Origin of the sequence: Streptomyces sp. NPDC004435 (assembly GCF_042873895.1) — a bacterium.
Lineage (GTDB): Bacteria > Actinomycetota > Actinomycetes > Streptomycetales > Streptomycetaceae > Streptomyces.
In genome coordinates, this window is record NZ_JBIAMB010000027.1 from 67527 (window position 1) to 84693 (window position 17167).

Consider the following 17167-nt stretch of genomic DNA (forward strand, 5'->3'; position numbering starts at 1 on the left):
ACGGCACCGGCCCTCCGGGCCGCGTGACCGGACGTGTCGCCCCCGCCTGCACCGGACCCCCGCCGGCCCTGGGCGGCTACTGATCGGCAAGAAGTCGGTTGACCCGTGCCTCTGCGGTGGTCAGAAGCTTGTCGATGTCGGCGTCCCTGTCGGTGAGGACGCCGGACATCACGTCGTCGAGGATCTTGTAGAGCTCCTGGGCCTTCGGCGGTTCGGCCTTGCCCGGGACGGGGTTGTCCATGAAGGTCTTGAAGTTGGCGACCGGCATGGTGGCGTGCTCGACGCGGGCGGCGTCGTCCTTGGCCTTGGTGCCGCCGAGCCAGAAGTTCGGCTGGGGGATGCCGACCGGCAGGCCGTCGGCCTTGGTTCGCGCCCAGTCGAACTGCCCCTTGCCGACCGTGGCGAACTTGAAGCCGAGCCAGGCGACAGCGGCCTTGATCTTGTCGGGCGAGATGCCCTTCTTGATCATGTAGTTGTTGCCGCCGACCAGGGTGTTCCTGCCGCCGGGGAGGGGTCCCATGCCGAAGTTCTCATACCTCGCGCCGAGTTCCTGGACCATGTACGTGATGTCGTCGGGCGCGGCGAGGAACATGCCGAGCTTGTCGGTGGCGATCCGCTTCTGGAGGTCGCCCCACTTCAGCAGCTGGGTCTCGCCCATGCTGTCGTCCTCCCAGCGCATGGCGTGGAGGTTCTCCGCGACCTGCTTGCCGAGCTCGTTGTTGAAGGCCGCCTTGGTACCGCTCGCGTCCACGATGTCGCCGCCGAGGCTGTAGAGCTGGGCGGTGAAGTGCCAGCCGCCGGTGTTGCCGGCGCTGTACTCGCCGAAGCCGGCGACGCCCTCGCCGAGGCCCGCTATCTTCTTGGCGGCGGCCCGGACCTCCTCCCAGGTCCGCGGCGGGGCGTCGGGGTCCAGGCCGGCCTCCTCGAACAGCTTGCGGTTGATCAGCAGGCCCATCGTGTAGTTGCTGGTCGGCAGGCCGTAGAGCCTGCCCCTGTGCCGGAGGGAGTCGAGGACGTCAGGGTTGATGTCCTTGAGGAGTGGTACCGACCACGGATGCACGTAGGCGGAGATGTCCTGGGCGCCGTCCTCGGCGAGGACCTGGGGCAGGTCGGTGAAGTAGGTGTAGAAGACGTCCGGCTGCGACCTCGCCTTGAGCATGGCGGTGAAGCGCGGCGGCTCCAGACACTGGCCGGGGGTGGAACGCCCCTCGACGGTGACGTTGGGATAGGTCTCGTTGAACGCGGCGACGTCCTCCTTCCACTCCTTCAGCTCGGCCGCCTTCGCCGGCGGCGGCATGCAGTCGATCGTGATCGTCACCTTGGTGTTCGGATCGAGAAGCGTCGTGGGGTCCGAAGAGTCCTTGCCGCGGGCTGCACCGTCTCCGCCCCCGACTGCCGCGCAGGCCGTCAGCACGAGGACGAGGAGGGCGGCCGCGGAAGCGTGACGGCGGCGGCGCGGCAGAACGGTTCTCAAGATGGAGCCCCTTCGGACATGCGTACGCATTCGCCCCACCTTGGCCGGGGCGAGGCAGATGTTGTCGGGTGATTCACCGGGCAGCCGGCTGTCGGAGCGGGCGCCGAGGACGACGGCGAGGGTGAGGCGGCGCCGCCCACGAAGCACATGGCGTCTGTTCCCCAGGAGCAGCTTTCGAGCTTCTGCGCGTGCGGGATGCCTTCCCGGCCGAAGCCCTCGCGAGGGGGCGGCGCCCACCGCGGGTGCGGTGGGCGCCGTCGTACTCGCCGGAGGTGCGGGCGGGATCAGCAGGGGTTGATGTTGATCTTGAAGTTGGTGGTGTTCCGGATGTTCTCGGCGTTGTCCTGCATGCGCAGGCAGTTGAAGGTCACTTCGCCGACGGCGGGGCCCTGGCCGGGCTCGGGCATCTCGTTGGCCCAGATGCCGATGCCGGACCTGGCGTCCCAGGCGTCGCCGCTCCGCTTCGCGCCCGTGATGGAGATGTCGGTGAAGACGGTGTCCTTGACCGGGTTCTCCGGCTGGGAACCGGTGTACTTGGTCTGGAACATGATGCCGCTGTAGGTGGGGTCGACGATGTCCACGTGGCTCACCCGGATCCCCTGGAAGACCTTCGAGGCGGAGAAGATCCAGATGCCGGGGAAGGACTGGTTGCCCCAGAAGTGGCCACCGGCCCGGACGATCGAGATGTTCTCGAAGTTCGTCGGGATGGTCCCGAAGCCGTTCATCGGGTAGCCGAAGTCCAGCGACGAGATGGTGATGCCGGAGTAGACGAGCGTGTCGGCGATGTGGATGTTGCGGAAGGTGTTGTTGTAGCCGCCGTACACCGCGATGCCCGCGGCCCGCCAGGTGAGCGTGGTGGTGAGGTTCTCGTAGACGTTGTTCTTCATGTCCGCGCCGCCGGCGTCGATCGCCGAGAAGAGCGCGAAGCTGTCGTCGCCGGTGGCCCGTGCGTCGTTGTTGGACACCAGGTTGTCCGTCGAGCCGTTGGTCATGTTGACGCCGTCGGCGAACATGTTCCGGATCCGGGAGTTCTTGATCGTCACCCGGTCGGTGTTGGCGCCCCAGTAGAGGCACACCATGTGCTCGTTCCAGATGTCGTCGATGACGACGTCCGCGACGTTCGCGAAGTCGAAGACCTTGCCCGGGCCGTCGATGCGGGTGACGTAGTTGCCGAAGTAGGCGAAGCCCTTGAAGTGCGAGCCGTTCGCCGTGGCCTCGGCGCGGAAGCCGATGTCGGTGTTGTCCTGCGTGGTCGGCGCGTGGAACTTCGTGAACCACGGGCCGGCGCCGACGACCTTGACCGCCTTGCCGTAGACCTGGAACTTGCTGGAGGTCTGGTAGTCACCGGCCGGCAGGTAGACGCCGACGAGCTTCCCGGTGGTGTCCATGCGGACCTTGTCGAGGGCGTTCTGCACGTCCTGGTGGGTGAAGCCGGCCGGCACCGTGTAGGTGGCGGGGTCCGGGTTCGCGACCGGGGCGACCTGCTCCAGGTTCACGAAGTCGATCGCGTAGTGCGCGGCCGAGTTCGCGGAGTCCTTCTGGAGCTTGATCTTGCTGCCGGCGGGGATGGTCTCCCCGAACATCAGGTTCGCCTCGTCGTAGATGTGGCGCGGGGCGCCGGAGCCCGGGTCGTTGCCGGGTCCGGCCTCGGCGCCGTACAGCCAGGCGTACTTCGAGGTGAGCGGCAGCGCCTTCTTGAACACGCCGTCGACGTAGACGTTCAGGGTGGTGTTGATGCCGCCGCCGCCCGGGGCGTCCGGGATCGAGAAGCGGGTGACCAGGGTGTTGGTCGCGGCGCGGGTGGTGAACTCGACGTACTCGCCGGTCGCGTCCAGGGTGACGGCCTTGCGGCCGGACGCCTCGCCCGCGATGTCGCCGATGGTGCGGTTGGGTCCGACGACGGAGGCTCCGCCGCCGGCGGCGCCGTCCTCCGCCTCGTACATCGTGTACGGCATGTTCGCGCCGCGGCCGACGAACAGCGGCTGCGACTGCGCGTTGTTCTCCCGCTTCACGGGCAGTTCGTTCGCGTCGGCCGCGATGACCGTCCTGACGGTGTAGGAGCCGTTGACGGCCGTCCACGTGCCGAGGCTCACGACGGCCGAGGCTCCGGGCGCCAGGGCGCCGCTCTGAGCGCCCGTCAGGGTCTTGACCACGCCGCCCTGAGCGTTGAGGAGTTCCAGCGTCACCGCGCGGTCGCCGGTCGTGGTCGGCTCCGTGCCCTGGTTCTTCACCGCGACCTTGAACGTGACGGCGTCGCCGGCGGTCGGGCTCGACGGGCTGGTCGTCACCGAGGTGGCGAGCAGGTCGGAGCTCGCGACCGGCTTGACCACGAGGGCGGTGGACCGGGTGTGGGTGTTGTTGGTCTCGTTCTGCTCCAGGACCTGGTTCGCCTCGTCGGCGACCGCGCTCAGCTCGTACGAGCCCGCGGCGCGCGCGCCGATGGAGACGGGGACGGTGGCCTGCTCGCCGGGGGCCAGCGCCGGGGCCTGCCCGGTCGCGACCTTGGTGCCGCCGAGGCGGACGGCGACCTTGCTCGCCGCCGCGGGCGCGGCGCCGTCGTTGCGGACGACGGCCGAGACGGTGATCTCGTCGTCCTCCTCGGGCGCGGCGGGCGTGGTGGTCAGTCCGGTGACGGTCAGGTCCGGGTTGGGCGCGGGCACGCCGACGACCTGGAACTCGGCGATCTGGCCGCCGGGGGCGCCGGTGTTGGCGGTGAACTTCAGCTGGACGTCGGCGAGTCGCGCGGTCAGCGGGATCGTGACCGTGTTGCCGCTCGCCGGGTCGAAGGAGTAGCCCTTGGCCGCGACCTTGCCGGTGAAGCCGGTGGCGCTCTGCTCGCGGCCGAGGACCTCCAGGGTCTGGGTGCGGGCCTGCCACGCCTGGGCCGGGTTGAGCTTCAGCACGAGCTTGTCGATGTCGGCGTTGGCGCCGAGCTTGACGGTGAGGGTCTGGGGGTAGGCGCCGCCCGCGCCCTCCCAGTAGGTGGCGGTGTCGTTGTCGTTGGCGCTGCCCGCGGCGAAGCCGCCCGTGGTCGAGGACGCCTCGATCGGCTTGCCTACGGAGAGGTTGGAGCCGCTGCCGCCGGTGCCGTTGCGGGTGACGCTGTTGGAGGCGACGGAGGTGTTGCCCGCCGCGTCCTTGGCGACCACGTGGTAGGCGACCGTGGCGCTCGCCGGCTGGGTGTCGGTGTAGGTGGTGACGCCCCCCGCGACGCTGCCGCGCAGGACGTTGTTGGCGTACACGTCGTACGCCGTGACGCCCTTGTTGTCGGTGGCGGCGGTCCAGGTCAGCTTCACCTGGCCGCTCGCCGGCTCGGTGAACCCGAGGTTCGCGGGGGCGGTGGGGGCCTGGGTGTCGCCGCCGTCGCCGGTGCGGGTGACGGTGTTGCTGTCCCCGGACTGGTTGCCGGCCGCGTCCTTGGCCCGGACCCGGTAGGAGACCGTCTGGTCGGCCGGGCGGTTGTCGGTGAAGCTCGTGACGTCACCCGCGACGGAGGTCAGCAGGACGTTGTCGGCGTAGACGTCGTAGCCGGAGACCCCGACGTTGTCGGTCGAGGCGTTCCAGGTGAGCCTGATCTGGCCGGTGGCGGGCTGGGTGTAGGCCAGGTTCGCGGGGGCGGACGGGGCCTGGGTGTCGCCGGTGGCCGGTCCGTAGACCTCCAGCTCGGATATCTGGGCGGCGGGCTGGACGGTGTTCGCGGTCACCAGCACGCGCACGTAGCGGGTGGTGGTGGAGTCCAGCGTGATCGTCGCGGTGTTGTCGTTGGCCGCGTTGAACGCGTACGCGTCGGAGGCCGACAGGTCGGTGAAGTCGGTGCCGTTGGTGCTGCCCTGGATCTTCAGGGTCTGGCTGCGGGTGCCCCAGCCGGCGGGCAGCTTGAGGACGACCCGGTTGACGGCGACGGAGGCGCCGAGGTCGGCCTGGAGCCACTGGGGAAGGGTGTTGTTGGTGCTCTCCCAGTAGCTGGCCCGGTTGCCGTCGTTGGCGTTGGGCGCGGCGTACACCTCGGTGTGGCTGCTGGCGGTGAGGGTCTTGCCCGCGGCGAGGTTCGCGGAGGAGCCCTCGGCGGCGTGCACCTCCAGCTCGGAGAGCTGGGCGGCCTGCCATCCGGTGTTGGCGGTGACGTTCACCCGGACGAAGCGGGCCTGCGTGGCCGGGAAGGCGACGGTGACCGTGTTGGCCGAGCCGGGGCTGAAGGTGTAGGTGGCGGAGGCCTTCAGGGTGGAGAAGCTGGTGCCGTCCGCGCTGCCCTGGACGGACAGGGTCTGGTTCCGGGCCTCCCAGCCGGCGGGCAGCTTCAGGACCACCTCGTCGACGCGGGTGGAGGTGCCGAGGTCGGCCTGCACCCACTGGGGCAGGGAGGTGCCGGCGCTCTCCCAGTACGTGCCCTGATTTCCGTCGGTGATGTTGCCGGCGCCGTAGCCGGACTGGGCGCTGCTGGAAGCGGCGGCGTCACCGAGCGCGATATTGGGTCCGCCGGCGGCGTGGGCGGCCATCAGGGGACCTCCCAGCGCCAGCAGGCTCGTCGCGATCGCGGCGCTCAGGCACCGTGACCGCCAGGTGGGGGTTCTCATCGTTCCTCGCTTCGTGGAGGGGGTGGGGGTGGGGACGCCCGGACGCAGGGCCGGGCGTCCCCACGGGAGGGGGATCGGGACGTCAGCCCTGGTTGAAGACGAACTGCGTGCCGGGCTGCGAGCAGACGTCGCCCTTGGCCGAGTTCGTGACGGTGACGTTCGTCAGCGTGGCGCTGCCGCGCGCACCGCCCATCGCGAGGATTCCGCAGCCGTTGAGCGACTTGTCGATCTTCACGTTCGTGACCTTGACGTTCGGCATGGAGCCGCCGCCGGTCTTGAACTGGATGCCGTCATAGGTCGACTCGTGGATGTCGGTGTCCCGGATGGTGACGCCCGGGATGTCGGGGCCCTGGGCGAAGAGGGTGATGGCGCCGAACTCCTGGTCCTCGTTCCAGAACGCGCCGCCGGTGCGGTACAGGGCGTTGTTGGCGATCAGCGTCTGCCCGGAGAAGGGCAGCGGGTCGTGGTCGGTCGCCAGCATGATCCCCGGGTAGTTCATGGTGTCGGAGACCACGTTGTTCTCGATGGTGTTGCCGTAACCGCCGTAGATCGCGATGCCGTTGGCCCGCCAGGGGAGCTGGACCGTGTTGTTGCGGAAGTGGTTGTCGTGGCCGACGTCCACCGACGTGTCCTTGACGTACTTGTTGGCCCACACCGCGAGGGCGTCGTCGCCGGTGTTGCGGAAGGACGAGTTGTAGACGGTGGAGTTGCGGGTGCCGTTGGAGAAGTTGACGCCGTCGGCGTAGGTGTTGCGGATCCGCATGCCGCTGAACTCCACGCCGTCGCCGGGGTTCCACAGCTCGGGGATGTTGGTGTAGTCGCGGCCGACCCAGGCGCCGACGTTGGCGTGCTCGATCCAGACGTTGTTGATCTTGGTGTTCTTGCCGAAGCGGCCGTTGAGGCCGACGCCGCCCTCCTCGTTGGCGTTGTTGCCGCGGATGGTGCCGGAGCCGAAGATGGCGATGTCCGAGATCTTGGTGTTGTCGTCGATGTCGAAGCCGAAGTTGCCCTCGTGCGGGTGGTTGATGCCGTTGGCGAGGTGCGGCGGGGTCAGCGTGTAGAGCTGCGAGTGCCACATGCCGGCGCCGCGGATGGTGACGTCCCGGATGCCGACCTGGTTGTGCATGCCCCGGTTCAGCGGGTCGTCGGTGAGGATCTTCTGCTCCTGGCGCCACTGGCCCGCCGGGATCCAGACGCAGGGGATCTCGCCCTTCTGGTCCGCGGTGACGGCGCGCTGGAGGGCGTCGGTGTCGTCGATGCCGTCGTTGGGCACGGCCCCGTACTCGGTGATCGAGACGCACTCCGCGGGCTTCGCGGCCGGCGGGGCGACCTGCTCCAGGTCGATCAGGTCGACGACGTAGAAGGCGGCGGTGTCACCCGCGTCGCGCTGGAGGCGGAACTTCGTGCCGGCCGGGTAGGACTGGGCCAGCAGGGCGTGGGACTCGTCGAAGAGCCGCCGCGCGTCGCCGCCCGGGGTGTTGACGAGCCCTTCCGGCTGGTCGGTGGTGCCGTACAGCCAGCTGTGCTTGGAGGAGAGGGTCACCTTGCGGACGAACTGGCCGTTCGCGTAGAGGCTGAGGGTGGCCTCCTGGCCGCCGCCGCCCGGGGCGTCGGGGATCGAGTTGCGCACGACGATGGAGTTGGCGGCGTTGGCGGAGGTGAACTCCACGTAGTCGCCCTGCGTGTTGAGGCGAACCGACTCGCGGCCCGAGGACTCGGTGGCGAAGTTGGTGTGGCCGAACGGGCGGGTGGAGTCGGTCTGGAGGAGGGTGCCGCGGTAGGCGGCGTCCTCGGCCTCGTACTCCGTGTACGGGACGGCGGCGCCGCGTCCGACGACCAGGGACCGGCCGAAGACGTTGTTGTTCTCGTTGGTCTCGGTGACGGTGCTGGTGGCGTCGGCGGTCGCGGTGAGCGTGACGCCGCCGTCGGTGGCCGTCCAGGTCCCGGTGAGAGCGACGTCGGCGGTGTCGCCGGCCGCGATGGCCGGGGTCGTCCCCGACAGGGTGGTGGTGCCCACCGTGAGCCGGGTGACGCTGCCGGCCGGGACGGAGGAGGTGCCGCGGTTCTTGACGGCGACCGTGAAGGAGACGGGGGCTCCGACCGCGGGGGCGCCCGGGTTGGGGGTGATGCCGGTGACCGTGAGGTCGGGGCCCGGGGTCTGCGTGACGGTCAGCTTGTTCGTCGCGGTGCGGCTGTTGTTGCCGTTGTCGAGCTCGGGGACGGTGTCCGTCGGGTCGACGGCCGCCGACACCGTGTAGGAGCCCATCGGGCGCTTGCCCATGGGGACGTTCACGGTCGCCGTCTGTCCGGCGGCGAGCGCCGGGACCGAGGCTGAGCCCGCGACGGTGCCCTCGGCGCTGACGTTCACCGTCGTCGCCGGGGCCGCCGCGGTGCCGGCGTTGCGAACGGTGACCTTGGCGGTCACGTCGTCGGCCTCGGACGGGGTGGCCGGCTCCCAGGTGAGCTCGTTGACGACGAAGTCCGGAGCCGGGGCGGCCGTGCCGAGCACCTGGATCTCCGCGACCTGGACGCCGGGGGCGCCGTTGTTGGAGAAGCCGGTCAGCCGCAGGTCCGAGACGCGGCCGGTGACCGGGATGGTGACCGTGTTCTGGCCCGACGAGGGGTTGAAGGCGTAGTCGGCGCGCGCCTTCAGGGTGGTGAAGCCCGTGGCGTCGGAGGCGCGGCCGGAGACCTCCAGGGACTGGGTGCGCGGGCCCCAGGCGGCGTCGGGGTTGAGCTTGACGACGACGGCCTGGACCTCGGCGTCCGCTCCGAGCTTGACGGTCAGGGAGCTGGGGAAGCCGGCGGACTCCCAATAGGTCGACGTGCTGTCGTCGTTGGCGTTGCCGGCCGCGTAGCTCTGGGTGGTGGAGGTGGCCTCGATGGGCTTGTTGCGGGCCAGGTTCGTGCCGGTGACCGGCGGCGGGTCGCCCGGGTCCTCGCCTCCGCCGGTCTCGCCGTAGACCTCGAGCTCAGAGAGCTGGGCCGCGTTCCAGGAGCTGTTGGATGCCACCTGGACCCGGACGAACCGGGCGGTGGCCGACGGCAGTTCGACGTTCACCGTGTTGGCCGCGGAGGGGTTGAACGCCCGCGCCTCGGCAGCGGCGATCGTGCTGAACGTGGCGCCGTCGGCGCTGCCGAGGATGGCGAGGGACTGGTTGCGCGCCTCCCAGCCGGTGGGCAGCTTGAGCGCGAGACGGTCGAGGTCGACCTGGGTGCCCAGGTCGACCTGCACCCACTGCGGGAAGGAGCCCAACGGGCCTTCCCAGTAGGACTGCTGGCTTCCGTCGGTGACGTGGGAGGCCGGGTAGCCGCCGTTCGTTCCGCCGGCCGTCGCGGCTCGGCCGAGCGCGAGGTTGGTGTCCGCCGCGGCATGCGCGGGAACGGGGAGCAGCCCTACGGAGATCAGGCCTGCTGTCAGCAGACCCACCCCCAGCCGCCTGCTCGGATGTGTGCCTCTCATGGTGACCTCTCCGCGATGCGAGCAGGGCCCGTGTTCTGTGGTCCGGAACAGCCCCTCGGCAACTGACAGGCAGGGGACTGACGGGAGTTCGGCAGGACCACGCGCTCTGGGACCCGACATGACTCCGACAAGGATCAAAAGGCGGCTAGCCGTGTTCTTGAGCAACCCTGTGGCTCATTTGCGCCGCCAGCCCGCAAGGTTTCTATGGGATGACGTCTTTGTCAACGGGTCTCGTCCATATGCAAACTGTCGTCATCTCGCGGAAACGCCGACGGCACCGGTATCGCGCCGCTCAGTGCGGAATACCGGTGCCGTCAGGGGCCTTACTGTTCAGTTATCGAGCACGTCACGCCCGGAAAGCAGGGGGTGGCGTCTCCGGATCAGCGCGCTCGCGGCGGCGCCGTCGAGCCGCGGACGACGAGCTCGGGTTCGAAGAGCAGCTCCCCGAGGTGGTGCTGGGTGCCCTGGATCTGAGTGATCAGCAGGTCCACGGCGGCCCGCCCCATGGCCTCGATGGGCTGACGGACCGTCGACAGCGGCGGTTCGGTGACGGTCATGAAGGCCGAGTCGTCGAAGCCGACGACCGAGACGTCCGCCGGCACGGAGAGACCACGCCGCCTGGCGGCCCTGATCGCGCCCAGCGCCAGCGGGTCACTGCCGCACACGATGCCGGTGACCCCGCGGCCGAGCAGGCGCGTCGCGGCGGCCTGCCCGCCTTCGAGAGAGAAGACCGACCGCTCACAGGACGCGTCGTCCCAGGTCATGCCCGCGGCCGAGGCGGCCACACGGGCCGCCTCCAGCTTGCGCCGGGAAGGCACGTGGTCCGCGGGCCCCAGGATGAGCCCGATCCTCTCGTGGCCGAGGGATGCAAGATGACGCCACGCCTGCTCGATCGCGACGGCGTCGTCACAGGCGACGCAAGGGAAGTCGAGCCCTTCTATGGAAGCGTTGACGAGGACGACCGGGATGTTGCGCTCGGCCAGCCGGTAGTAGTGGTCGTGCGGGGCGTCGGCCTGCGCGAACAGTCCGCCGGCGAACACGACGCCGGAGACCTGCTGCTGGAGCAGCAGCTCCACGTAGTCGGCCTCGGAGACGCCGCCCTTGGTCTGCGTGCAGAGGACCGGCGTCAGTCCCTGCTGGGCCAGGGAGCCGCCGATGACCTCGGCGAACGCCGGGAAGATGGGGTTCTGGAGCTCCGGGAGGACCAGGCCGACGAGCCGGGCCCGTTCGCCGCGCAGCTGCGTGGGCCGCTCGTAGCCGAGCACGTCGAGTGCCGTCAGCACGGACTGCCTGGTCGCTTCGGAAACCCCGGGCTTGCCGTTGAGGACACGGCTCACCGTGGCCTCGCTGACCCCCACCTTCTTCGCCACCTGGGCAAGTCGTCGCGTCATGCACGCAACTCTAGCGCAAATTCTGCAAGGGGGTTGCGTCTTGTGGTCCTTTTTAGCAAGCCTGCTTGCGCTGGTTCCCGCGAGGAGCCGTCATTCGACTCCCCGCGGGGCTCCCCCGTGGTCCTGACGTCAGGACCAGGGCGCGGGGGCCGGGGGTGCGACGACCGGCGGGCGGTCGTCGCAGGTGATGGTGTTCGGCAGCAGCCAGGGGGCGAGCCAGCCGCCGTCGTTGCCGCCCCGGTCGGCGAGCGTGAACTCGGAGCCGGTGGCGGGGAAGTTGAACGAGCCGCAGTTGTTGGCGCCGACCGCCCCGACGTTGCGGGCGTCGACGTTCTCGAAGGTCGCCGAGCCGGCGGTGCGGGCGCTGACGACGGAGTTCCCGGTGCCGTCGACGCGGATGTCCTTGAAGTGCACCGAGGGGATGGAGAACCGGTCCTTCACCGCGTACTCGCTGACCAGCATGATCGCGTTGTGCGTGGAGTCGAGGTAGTGGTCCCCGGTGACCCGTACGTCGGCGTCGATCGAGCCGTCGAGGGCGTAGAACCAGAGGGCGCCGAGGCCGATCCGCCAGTTGAGGTCGAGGGTGCCGGCGCGGACGGTGGTGTTGTCGGTGAAACGGAGGGTGCCGGTGAAGGGTTCGGCGCCGAAGCGGGCGCCGGCGTGGAGGCCGCTGCCCTCGCGGACGGGGTCGGCGACGAGGTTGCCGCTGACGGTGGTGTCCTCGCCCCCGTACACGGCGATGCCGTTGGCCAGGGTGGGTGACTGGACGGTGTTGCGGTCGACGGTGTTGCGGGCGTCGGCGGTCTTCTCCGACCAGAGGGCGATGCCGTCGTCGCCGGTGTTGCGGACGAAGTTGTTCCGGACGAGCGAGTCGGTGACGCCGGTGTGGAAGTTGAGGGCGTCGGCGATCTGGTCGGTGATGATGTTGTTCGTGACCTTCACGTTCCGCATGGGGCCGTCGAACCAGAGCCCGACCTTGGTGTGGTGCAGGTAGAGGCCGTCGACGGTCGAGTCGCTCATGGCGCCGCCGATGGCGTTGACCTGGTCGGTGTCGATGCGCTCGCGGACGTCGCCCTCGACGGCGAATCCGCGCAGGTGGACGTCGCGGCTGCCGCCCTCGGCGGCGGGCTTGCCGTAGAGGCCGACGCCGGTGTGCCGGGAGCCGTCGGGGGCGGGTTCGGCGAGGGTGACCTGGCGGCCCTTGAGGACGGTGTGCCAGTTGCCGGCGCCGACGATCGTGATGTCGTCGACCTCGATGTGCCGGTCGACACGGAAGGTGCCCGGCGGCAGGTAGACGGGCCGGTCCAGGCGGCGGGCCAGCGCGATGGCCCGCTCGATCGCGGGGGCGGCGTCGCGGCGGCCGGTGGGGTCGGCGCCCAGGAGCCGTACGTCGACGGCGCCGCGCTCGACGTGCGGCGGGGCGACGAGTTCGGTGTCGAGGAGGTCGATCACGGTCCAGGCGGCGGGACTGCCGGCCGGCACCGTGAGCCGTACCTTCTCCCCCGCGCGGAAGGTCTTGCCGAGGCGCAGGCGCTGCTCGTCGTAGAAGTGGGTGGGCCGGAAGGGCTTGTCGAAGGTGGGCGTCGGCGTGGTGGCGGCAGGGACGCAGGCGCACTCGGCGAGCCACCAGTCCGGGTGGAGCAGGTCGGCGCCGGGGTCGTTGGTGAAGGGGTACTGGTTGTAGAGCCAGGAGTACTGCGAGGTCAGCGTCATCGTCCTGCGGTGGCGGCCGTCGACGGTGACGTCCAGGGGCGCGGTGATGCCGCCGCCCCCGGCCGCGTCCGGGATGCTGTAGCGGACGGTGAGGGCGTTCGCCGCGCGGGGCAGGGTGAACTCGACGTACTGGCCGGGGACGAGCCGGACCGCCTTCCGGCCCGACGCCTCCGAGGGGAGGGTGTACGGGGTGCGGTCCGGGCCGATGACGGTGCCGGTGGTGCGGGCGTTCTCCGCCTCCTGCTCGTCGAAGGCGACGTCGGCGCCCCGGCCGGCGACGAGCGCCGGGTCGAGGCCGGCGCGGGTGACCGCGGGACCGACGGAAGAGGAGACCGGGGGCGGACCGGCGGCCGTGGCGGCTGCGGTGCCGCCCGCCGCCTGGCCGAGACAGAGGAGCGCGCAGGCGACGGCGGTGGCTCTGGCACCGGCGCGGACGCGCGGACGGACGCGGCTGGGGATCATCTGGGCTCGCTTCTCGGACGGGAGGGATCCGCGGCGCGCGGGCGTCGCGGTGGTGGGCGGGCGCGGTGCGGGCGTCTGCCGACGCCGCGGACCGCGCCCCGTACGCGAAAGCCCCGCTCCCGGCCCCCCACGGAACGGGAACGGGGCTTTCGCCGGGGCCGGGGGTCAGGGTCCCGGCCTCTGCCACCGCGCGCCGCGGCCGACGGAGTCGGCGCCGATCGGCCTCGGCCGCACGGTGGAGTCTTTCCACGAACCGCCCTCCGCCTGCGGGGCGGACGGCGCTGTCGGAACGCCCCCGACGCTCAGGCGCGCAGCCAGACGGCCGTGTCCGGAGGGAGGGTGCCGTCGGCGTCCAGGGGGCCGCTGGCGAGCAGCCTCGCACGGTGCGCGGGGAGTTCGACGGGTCCGGCGGACAGGTTGACCACGCAGGTCAGGCCGTGGTCGCGGGTGAAGACGAGGACTCCGTCGGCGGCGGGGAGCCACGTCATCGCTCCGTCGCCGAAGCCTGGCTCGACGCGGCGCAGGGCGAGGGCCGCGCGGTAGAGGGTGAGCATCGAGTCGGGGTCGGCGCTCTGCCGGTCGACGGCGTAGCGGGCCCAGTCGGCGGGCTGCGGCAGCCAGGGGTCCGTACCGCCGAAGCCGCACGAGGGTGCCTCGGCCTCCCAGGGGAGGGGGACGCGGCAGCCGTCGCGGCCGGGGTCGGTGCCGCCGGAGCGGAAGTGCATGGGGTCCTGGATGCGGTCGAGGGGGATGTCGGCCTCGGGCAGGCCCAGTTCCTCGCCCTGGTAGAGGTAGACGGAGCCGGGCAGGGCGAGGGTGAGGAGGGCGGCGGCGCGGGCGCGGCGGGTGCCGAGCTCCAGGTCGGCGGGGGTCCCGAAGCGTTTGGTGGCGAAGTCGAAGGCGGTGTCGGCGCGGCCGTAGCGGGTGGCGGTGCGGGTGACGTCGTGGTTGCACAGCACCCAGGTGGCGGGGGCGTGGACGGGGGCGTGCTCGGCGAGGGTGTCGTCGATGGTGGAGCGAAGCCGGTCCGGCTCCCAGGGACAGGCGAGGAAGTTGAAGTTGAAGGCCGTGTGGAGTTCGTCGGGGCGCAGGTAGCGGGCGAAGCGTTCGGCGTCGGGGAGCCAGACCTCGCCGACGAAGACGCCGCCGTACTCGTCGGCTATGGCCCGCCAGGAACGGTAGACGTCGTGGATCTCGTCGAGGTCGATGTACGGGTGGGGGTCGACGCCCTCGGTGAAGTCCCGCAGGTCCGGGTCCTTGGTGAGGAGGGCGGCGGAGTCGATGCGGACGCCGGCGACACCGCGCTCGAACCAGAAGCGCAGGACGTCCTCGTGCTCGCGGCGCACGTCGGGGTGGGACCAGTTCAGGTCGGGCTGTTCGGGGGTGAACAGGTGGAGGTACCACTCACCGTCGGGGACGCGGGTCCAGGTGGTGCCGGAGAACTGCGACGGCCAGTCGTTGGGCGGGAGTTCGCCGTTCTCACCGCGCCCGGGCCGGAAGTGGAAACGGGCGCGCGCCTCGCTGCCGGGGCCCGCCGCGAGGGCCTCCTGGAACCATGCGTGCTGGTCGGAGACGTGGTTGGGGACGATGTCGACGATGACGCGCAGGCCGAGGCCGGCGGCCTCGGCGATGAGCTTCTCGGCCTCGTCGAGGGTGCCGAAGGCGGGGTCGATGGAGCGGTAGTCGGCGACGTCGTAGCCGCCGTCGACCAGCGGGGAGGCGTACCAGGGGGTGAACCACAGGGCGTCGACGCCGAGTGCGGCGAGGTGAGGCAGTCTCGCTCGGACGCCCGCGAGGTCACCGGTGCCGTCGCCGTCGCCGTCGGCGAAACTGCGCGGGTAGACCTGGTAGATGACGGCGTCGCGCCACCAGTCGGAGGTGCGGGACGGAGAGGGGGCTGCCACGGAACGGTCCTTTCGGGCAGGAAGGCAGGGAGGAGTTCTCCGCCGTCGTCCCGGAATGCGGGACGGAATGGGCCGGGACGACGGCGGAGGTTCGGAGTGGGCGGAGCAGCGCCGACCCGGGAAGTGAAGGGCGGCCCGCCCAGGCGTACTTCACCGTCGCCCCGGACAGCGGGGAAAGGGATGGGCCCGGGACGACGGCGAAGGTTTCGAGGGGGTGGCGTGCCCGTCAGCCCTTGAGGCTGCCGGCGGTGAGCCCGGCCATGATGCTCCGCTGGAAGAAGACGAACACGATGATCATCGGAATGCTCGCCATCACGAGACCCGCCATGATCTGGTTCTGCGTCACCTGTCCCGCAGTCTGCGAGAGTCCCACGCTGATCGTCATCTTCTCGCTGTCCGGCAGCACGAGCAGCGGCCAGACGAAGTCCTTGAACACCATCACGATGGTGAAGATGGACACCACACCGAGGATGGGCCGCGAGATCGGCAGGATGATCGAGACGAGCACGCGCCACGGCGGCACCCCGTCGATCTCAGCCGCTTCGAGGATCTCGTCGGGAATCGAATCGAAGAACCGCTTCAGCAGGAAGATGTTGAATCCGTTGGCCGCCACCGGGAACCAGATGGCCCAGGGCGTGTTGAGCAGGTTCCACCCGAAGATCGGCACGTCCGTGGCGGTGATGTACGCCGGGATCATGACGACGATCGGCGGGATCATCAGGGTGGCGAACATCGCCCCGAGGATCACGTTGCCGAACATGGGGCGCAGCTTGGACAGCGCGTACGCGGCCGTCACGTCCACCGCGAGGGCGAACAGCCAGGCACCGACCGCGTAGAAGAGCGTGTTCTCCAGGAGCAGCCCGACGTCGAAGAGCTCCCACGCGTCCACGAACACCGAGAAGTCCGGGTCCTTCGGCCACAGCGTCGGCGGCATCTGGGCGATCTCCTCGCCCGATTTCATCGCGCCCGTGACCATCCAGTACAGCGGGAAGACGAACACGAGCGTGAAGACGGACAGGATGGCGGCGAGCACGGTCCAGTAGATCCGTGATCCCCAGCGGGACTTGAGCTCGAGGGGAGAAACGATGGTGCGTGAGTGGCCTTCGGCCCAGTGGGCGCGGCGCCGCTCGGGCCGGCGGGACGCTGCCGGCGGCGATCCCTTGCGGGTGTCGTCCCCTGCGGTTTCCGGGTGGGTCGACGAGTCGATGGTGTGGGGCACGGGACTACCTCTTCTCGTCGCGGGTCAGCCTGAGCTGGACTGCGGCGACGGCAAGGAGAACGATCATGAGCATGACTCCGAGCGCGCTGCCGGCTCCGTAGTTGCCGCCGTAGACGAAGGCGTACTGGTACATGAGGAAGGCGACGGTGACCGTCGCGTTCTCCGGCCCTCCGCCGGTGAGCATGTAGGGCTCGATGAACACCTGCATGGTGGCGACGACCTGGAGCATCAGCATGAGCAGCAGGATCAGCCGGGTCTGCGGGACGGTGACGTTCCAGATGCGCCGGAGGATTCCGGCTCCATCGAGTTCGGCCGCTTCGTAGAGGTCACCGGGGATGCTCTGCAGTGCGGCGAGATAGATCAGGACCCCGGAGCCCATGTTCATCCAGGTGGAGACGATGACCAGGGAGATCAGCGCGGTATCCGTGGAGTCCAGCCAGGACAGGCCCGGCAGGCCGACGAAGTCGAGCATCTGGTTGAACAGGCCGGGTCCGGGATCGTAGAACCAGCGGAAGAGCAACACCGAGACGATCGGCGGCAGCATCACCGGCAGGTACACGACGAAACGCAGGTATCCGCGTGCGTGCCGCAGTTCGTTGAGGACGACCGCCACCACGAAGGGGATCACGTAGCCGCACAGGAGGGCGAGGAAGGTGAAGGCGAAGGTGTTCTTCCACGCCTGGCCGAACGCCGGGTCCTCCACCACCGAGCGGAAGTTGTCCAGACCCACCCACTTGGGCTCGTCCACCAGGTTCGTCTCCTGGAAGCTGAGCACGATCTGCCGGATGATCGGCCACCAGGCGAAGAGCGCGAAGCAGAACAGGGCCGCGCACAGGAATCCATAGGCGGTGATGTTGGTGCGAAGAGTCCTTCTCTGACGTGTGGGACGTGCGGGTGGCCGGCGCTGTGGCTTCGACGGCCGTTTCGCCTGCACGGTGGGTGTGTCCATGGTGATCTCCCGGTCCGC

General features: G+C 70.0%; 8 protein-coding genes. All 8 read right to left on the reverse strand.

Annotation, left to right across the window (positions count from 1 at the left end; genetic code table 11):
- Positions 1 to 76: 76 nt before the first annotated feature.
- Positions 77 to 1474: an extracellular solute-binding protein gene (locus ACFYT9_RS35140; protein WP_389170220.1), complete on the reverse strand. Its 1398-nt coding sequence runs from the start codon at positions 1472 to 1474 to the stop codon at positions 77 to 79.
- Between the two features lie 284 nt (positions 1475 to 1758).
- Positions 1759 to 6048: a discoidin domain-containing protein gene (locus tag ACFYT9_RS35145; RefSeq protein WP_389170223.1), complete on the reverse strand. Its 4290-nt coding sequence runs from the start codon at positions 6046 to 6048 to the stop codon at positions 1759 to 1761.
- Positions 6049 to 6130: 82 nt separating this feature from the next.
- The gene (locus ACFYT9_RS35150) at positions 6131 to 9511 is read right to left on the reverse strand and encodes a CARDB domain-containing protein (RefSeq protein ID WP_389170225.1); all 3381 of its coding nucleotides are present in this window, start codon (positions 9509 to 9511) and stop codon (positions 6131 to 6133) included.
- Positions 9512 to 9891: 380 nt separating this feature from the next.
- Positions 9892 to 10902: a LacI family DNA-binding transcriptional regulator gene (locus ACFYT9_RS35155; protein ID WP_376604381.1), complete on the reverse strand. Its 1011-nt coding sequence runs from the start codon at positions 10900 to 10902 to the stop codon at positions 9892 to 9894.
- A gap of 129 nt (positions 10903 to 11031) precedes the next feature.
- Positions 11032 to 13077, reverse strand: coding sequence for a glycosyl hydrolase family 28-related protein (locus ACFYT9_RS35160; RefSeq protein WP_389170229.1), 2046 nt, complete (start codon positions 13075 to 13077; stop codon positions 11032 to 11034).
- Positions 13078 to 13379: 302 nt separating this feature from the next.
- Positions 13380 to 14981: a glycoside hydrolase family 13 protein gene (locus tag ACFYT9_RS35165; protein WP_389170231.1), complete on the reverse strand. Its 1602-nt coding sequence runs from the start codon at positions 14979 to 14981 to the stop codon at positions 13380 to 13382.
- A gap of 226 nt (positions 14982 to 15207) precedes the next feature.
- Complete coding sequence (locus ACFYT9_RS35170) at positions 15208 to 16068, reverse strand: carbohydrate ABC transporter permease (protein ID WP_389170287.1); 861 nt, start codon at positions 16066 to 16068, stop codon at positions 15208 to 15210.
- A gap of 136 nt (positions 16069 to 16204) precedes the next feature.
- The gene (locus ACFYT9_RS35175) at positions 16205 to 17149 is read right to left on the reverse strand and encodes a carbohydrate ABC transporter permease (RefSeq protein WP_387277652.1); all 945 of its coding nucleotides are present in this window, start codon (positions 17147 to 17149) and stop codon (positions 16205 to 16207) included.
- Between the last annotated feature and the right edge of the window lie 18 nt (positions 17150 to 17167).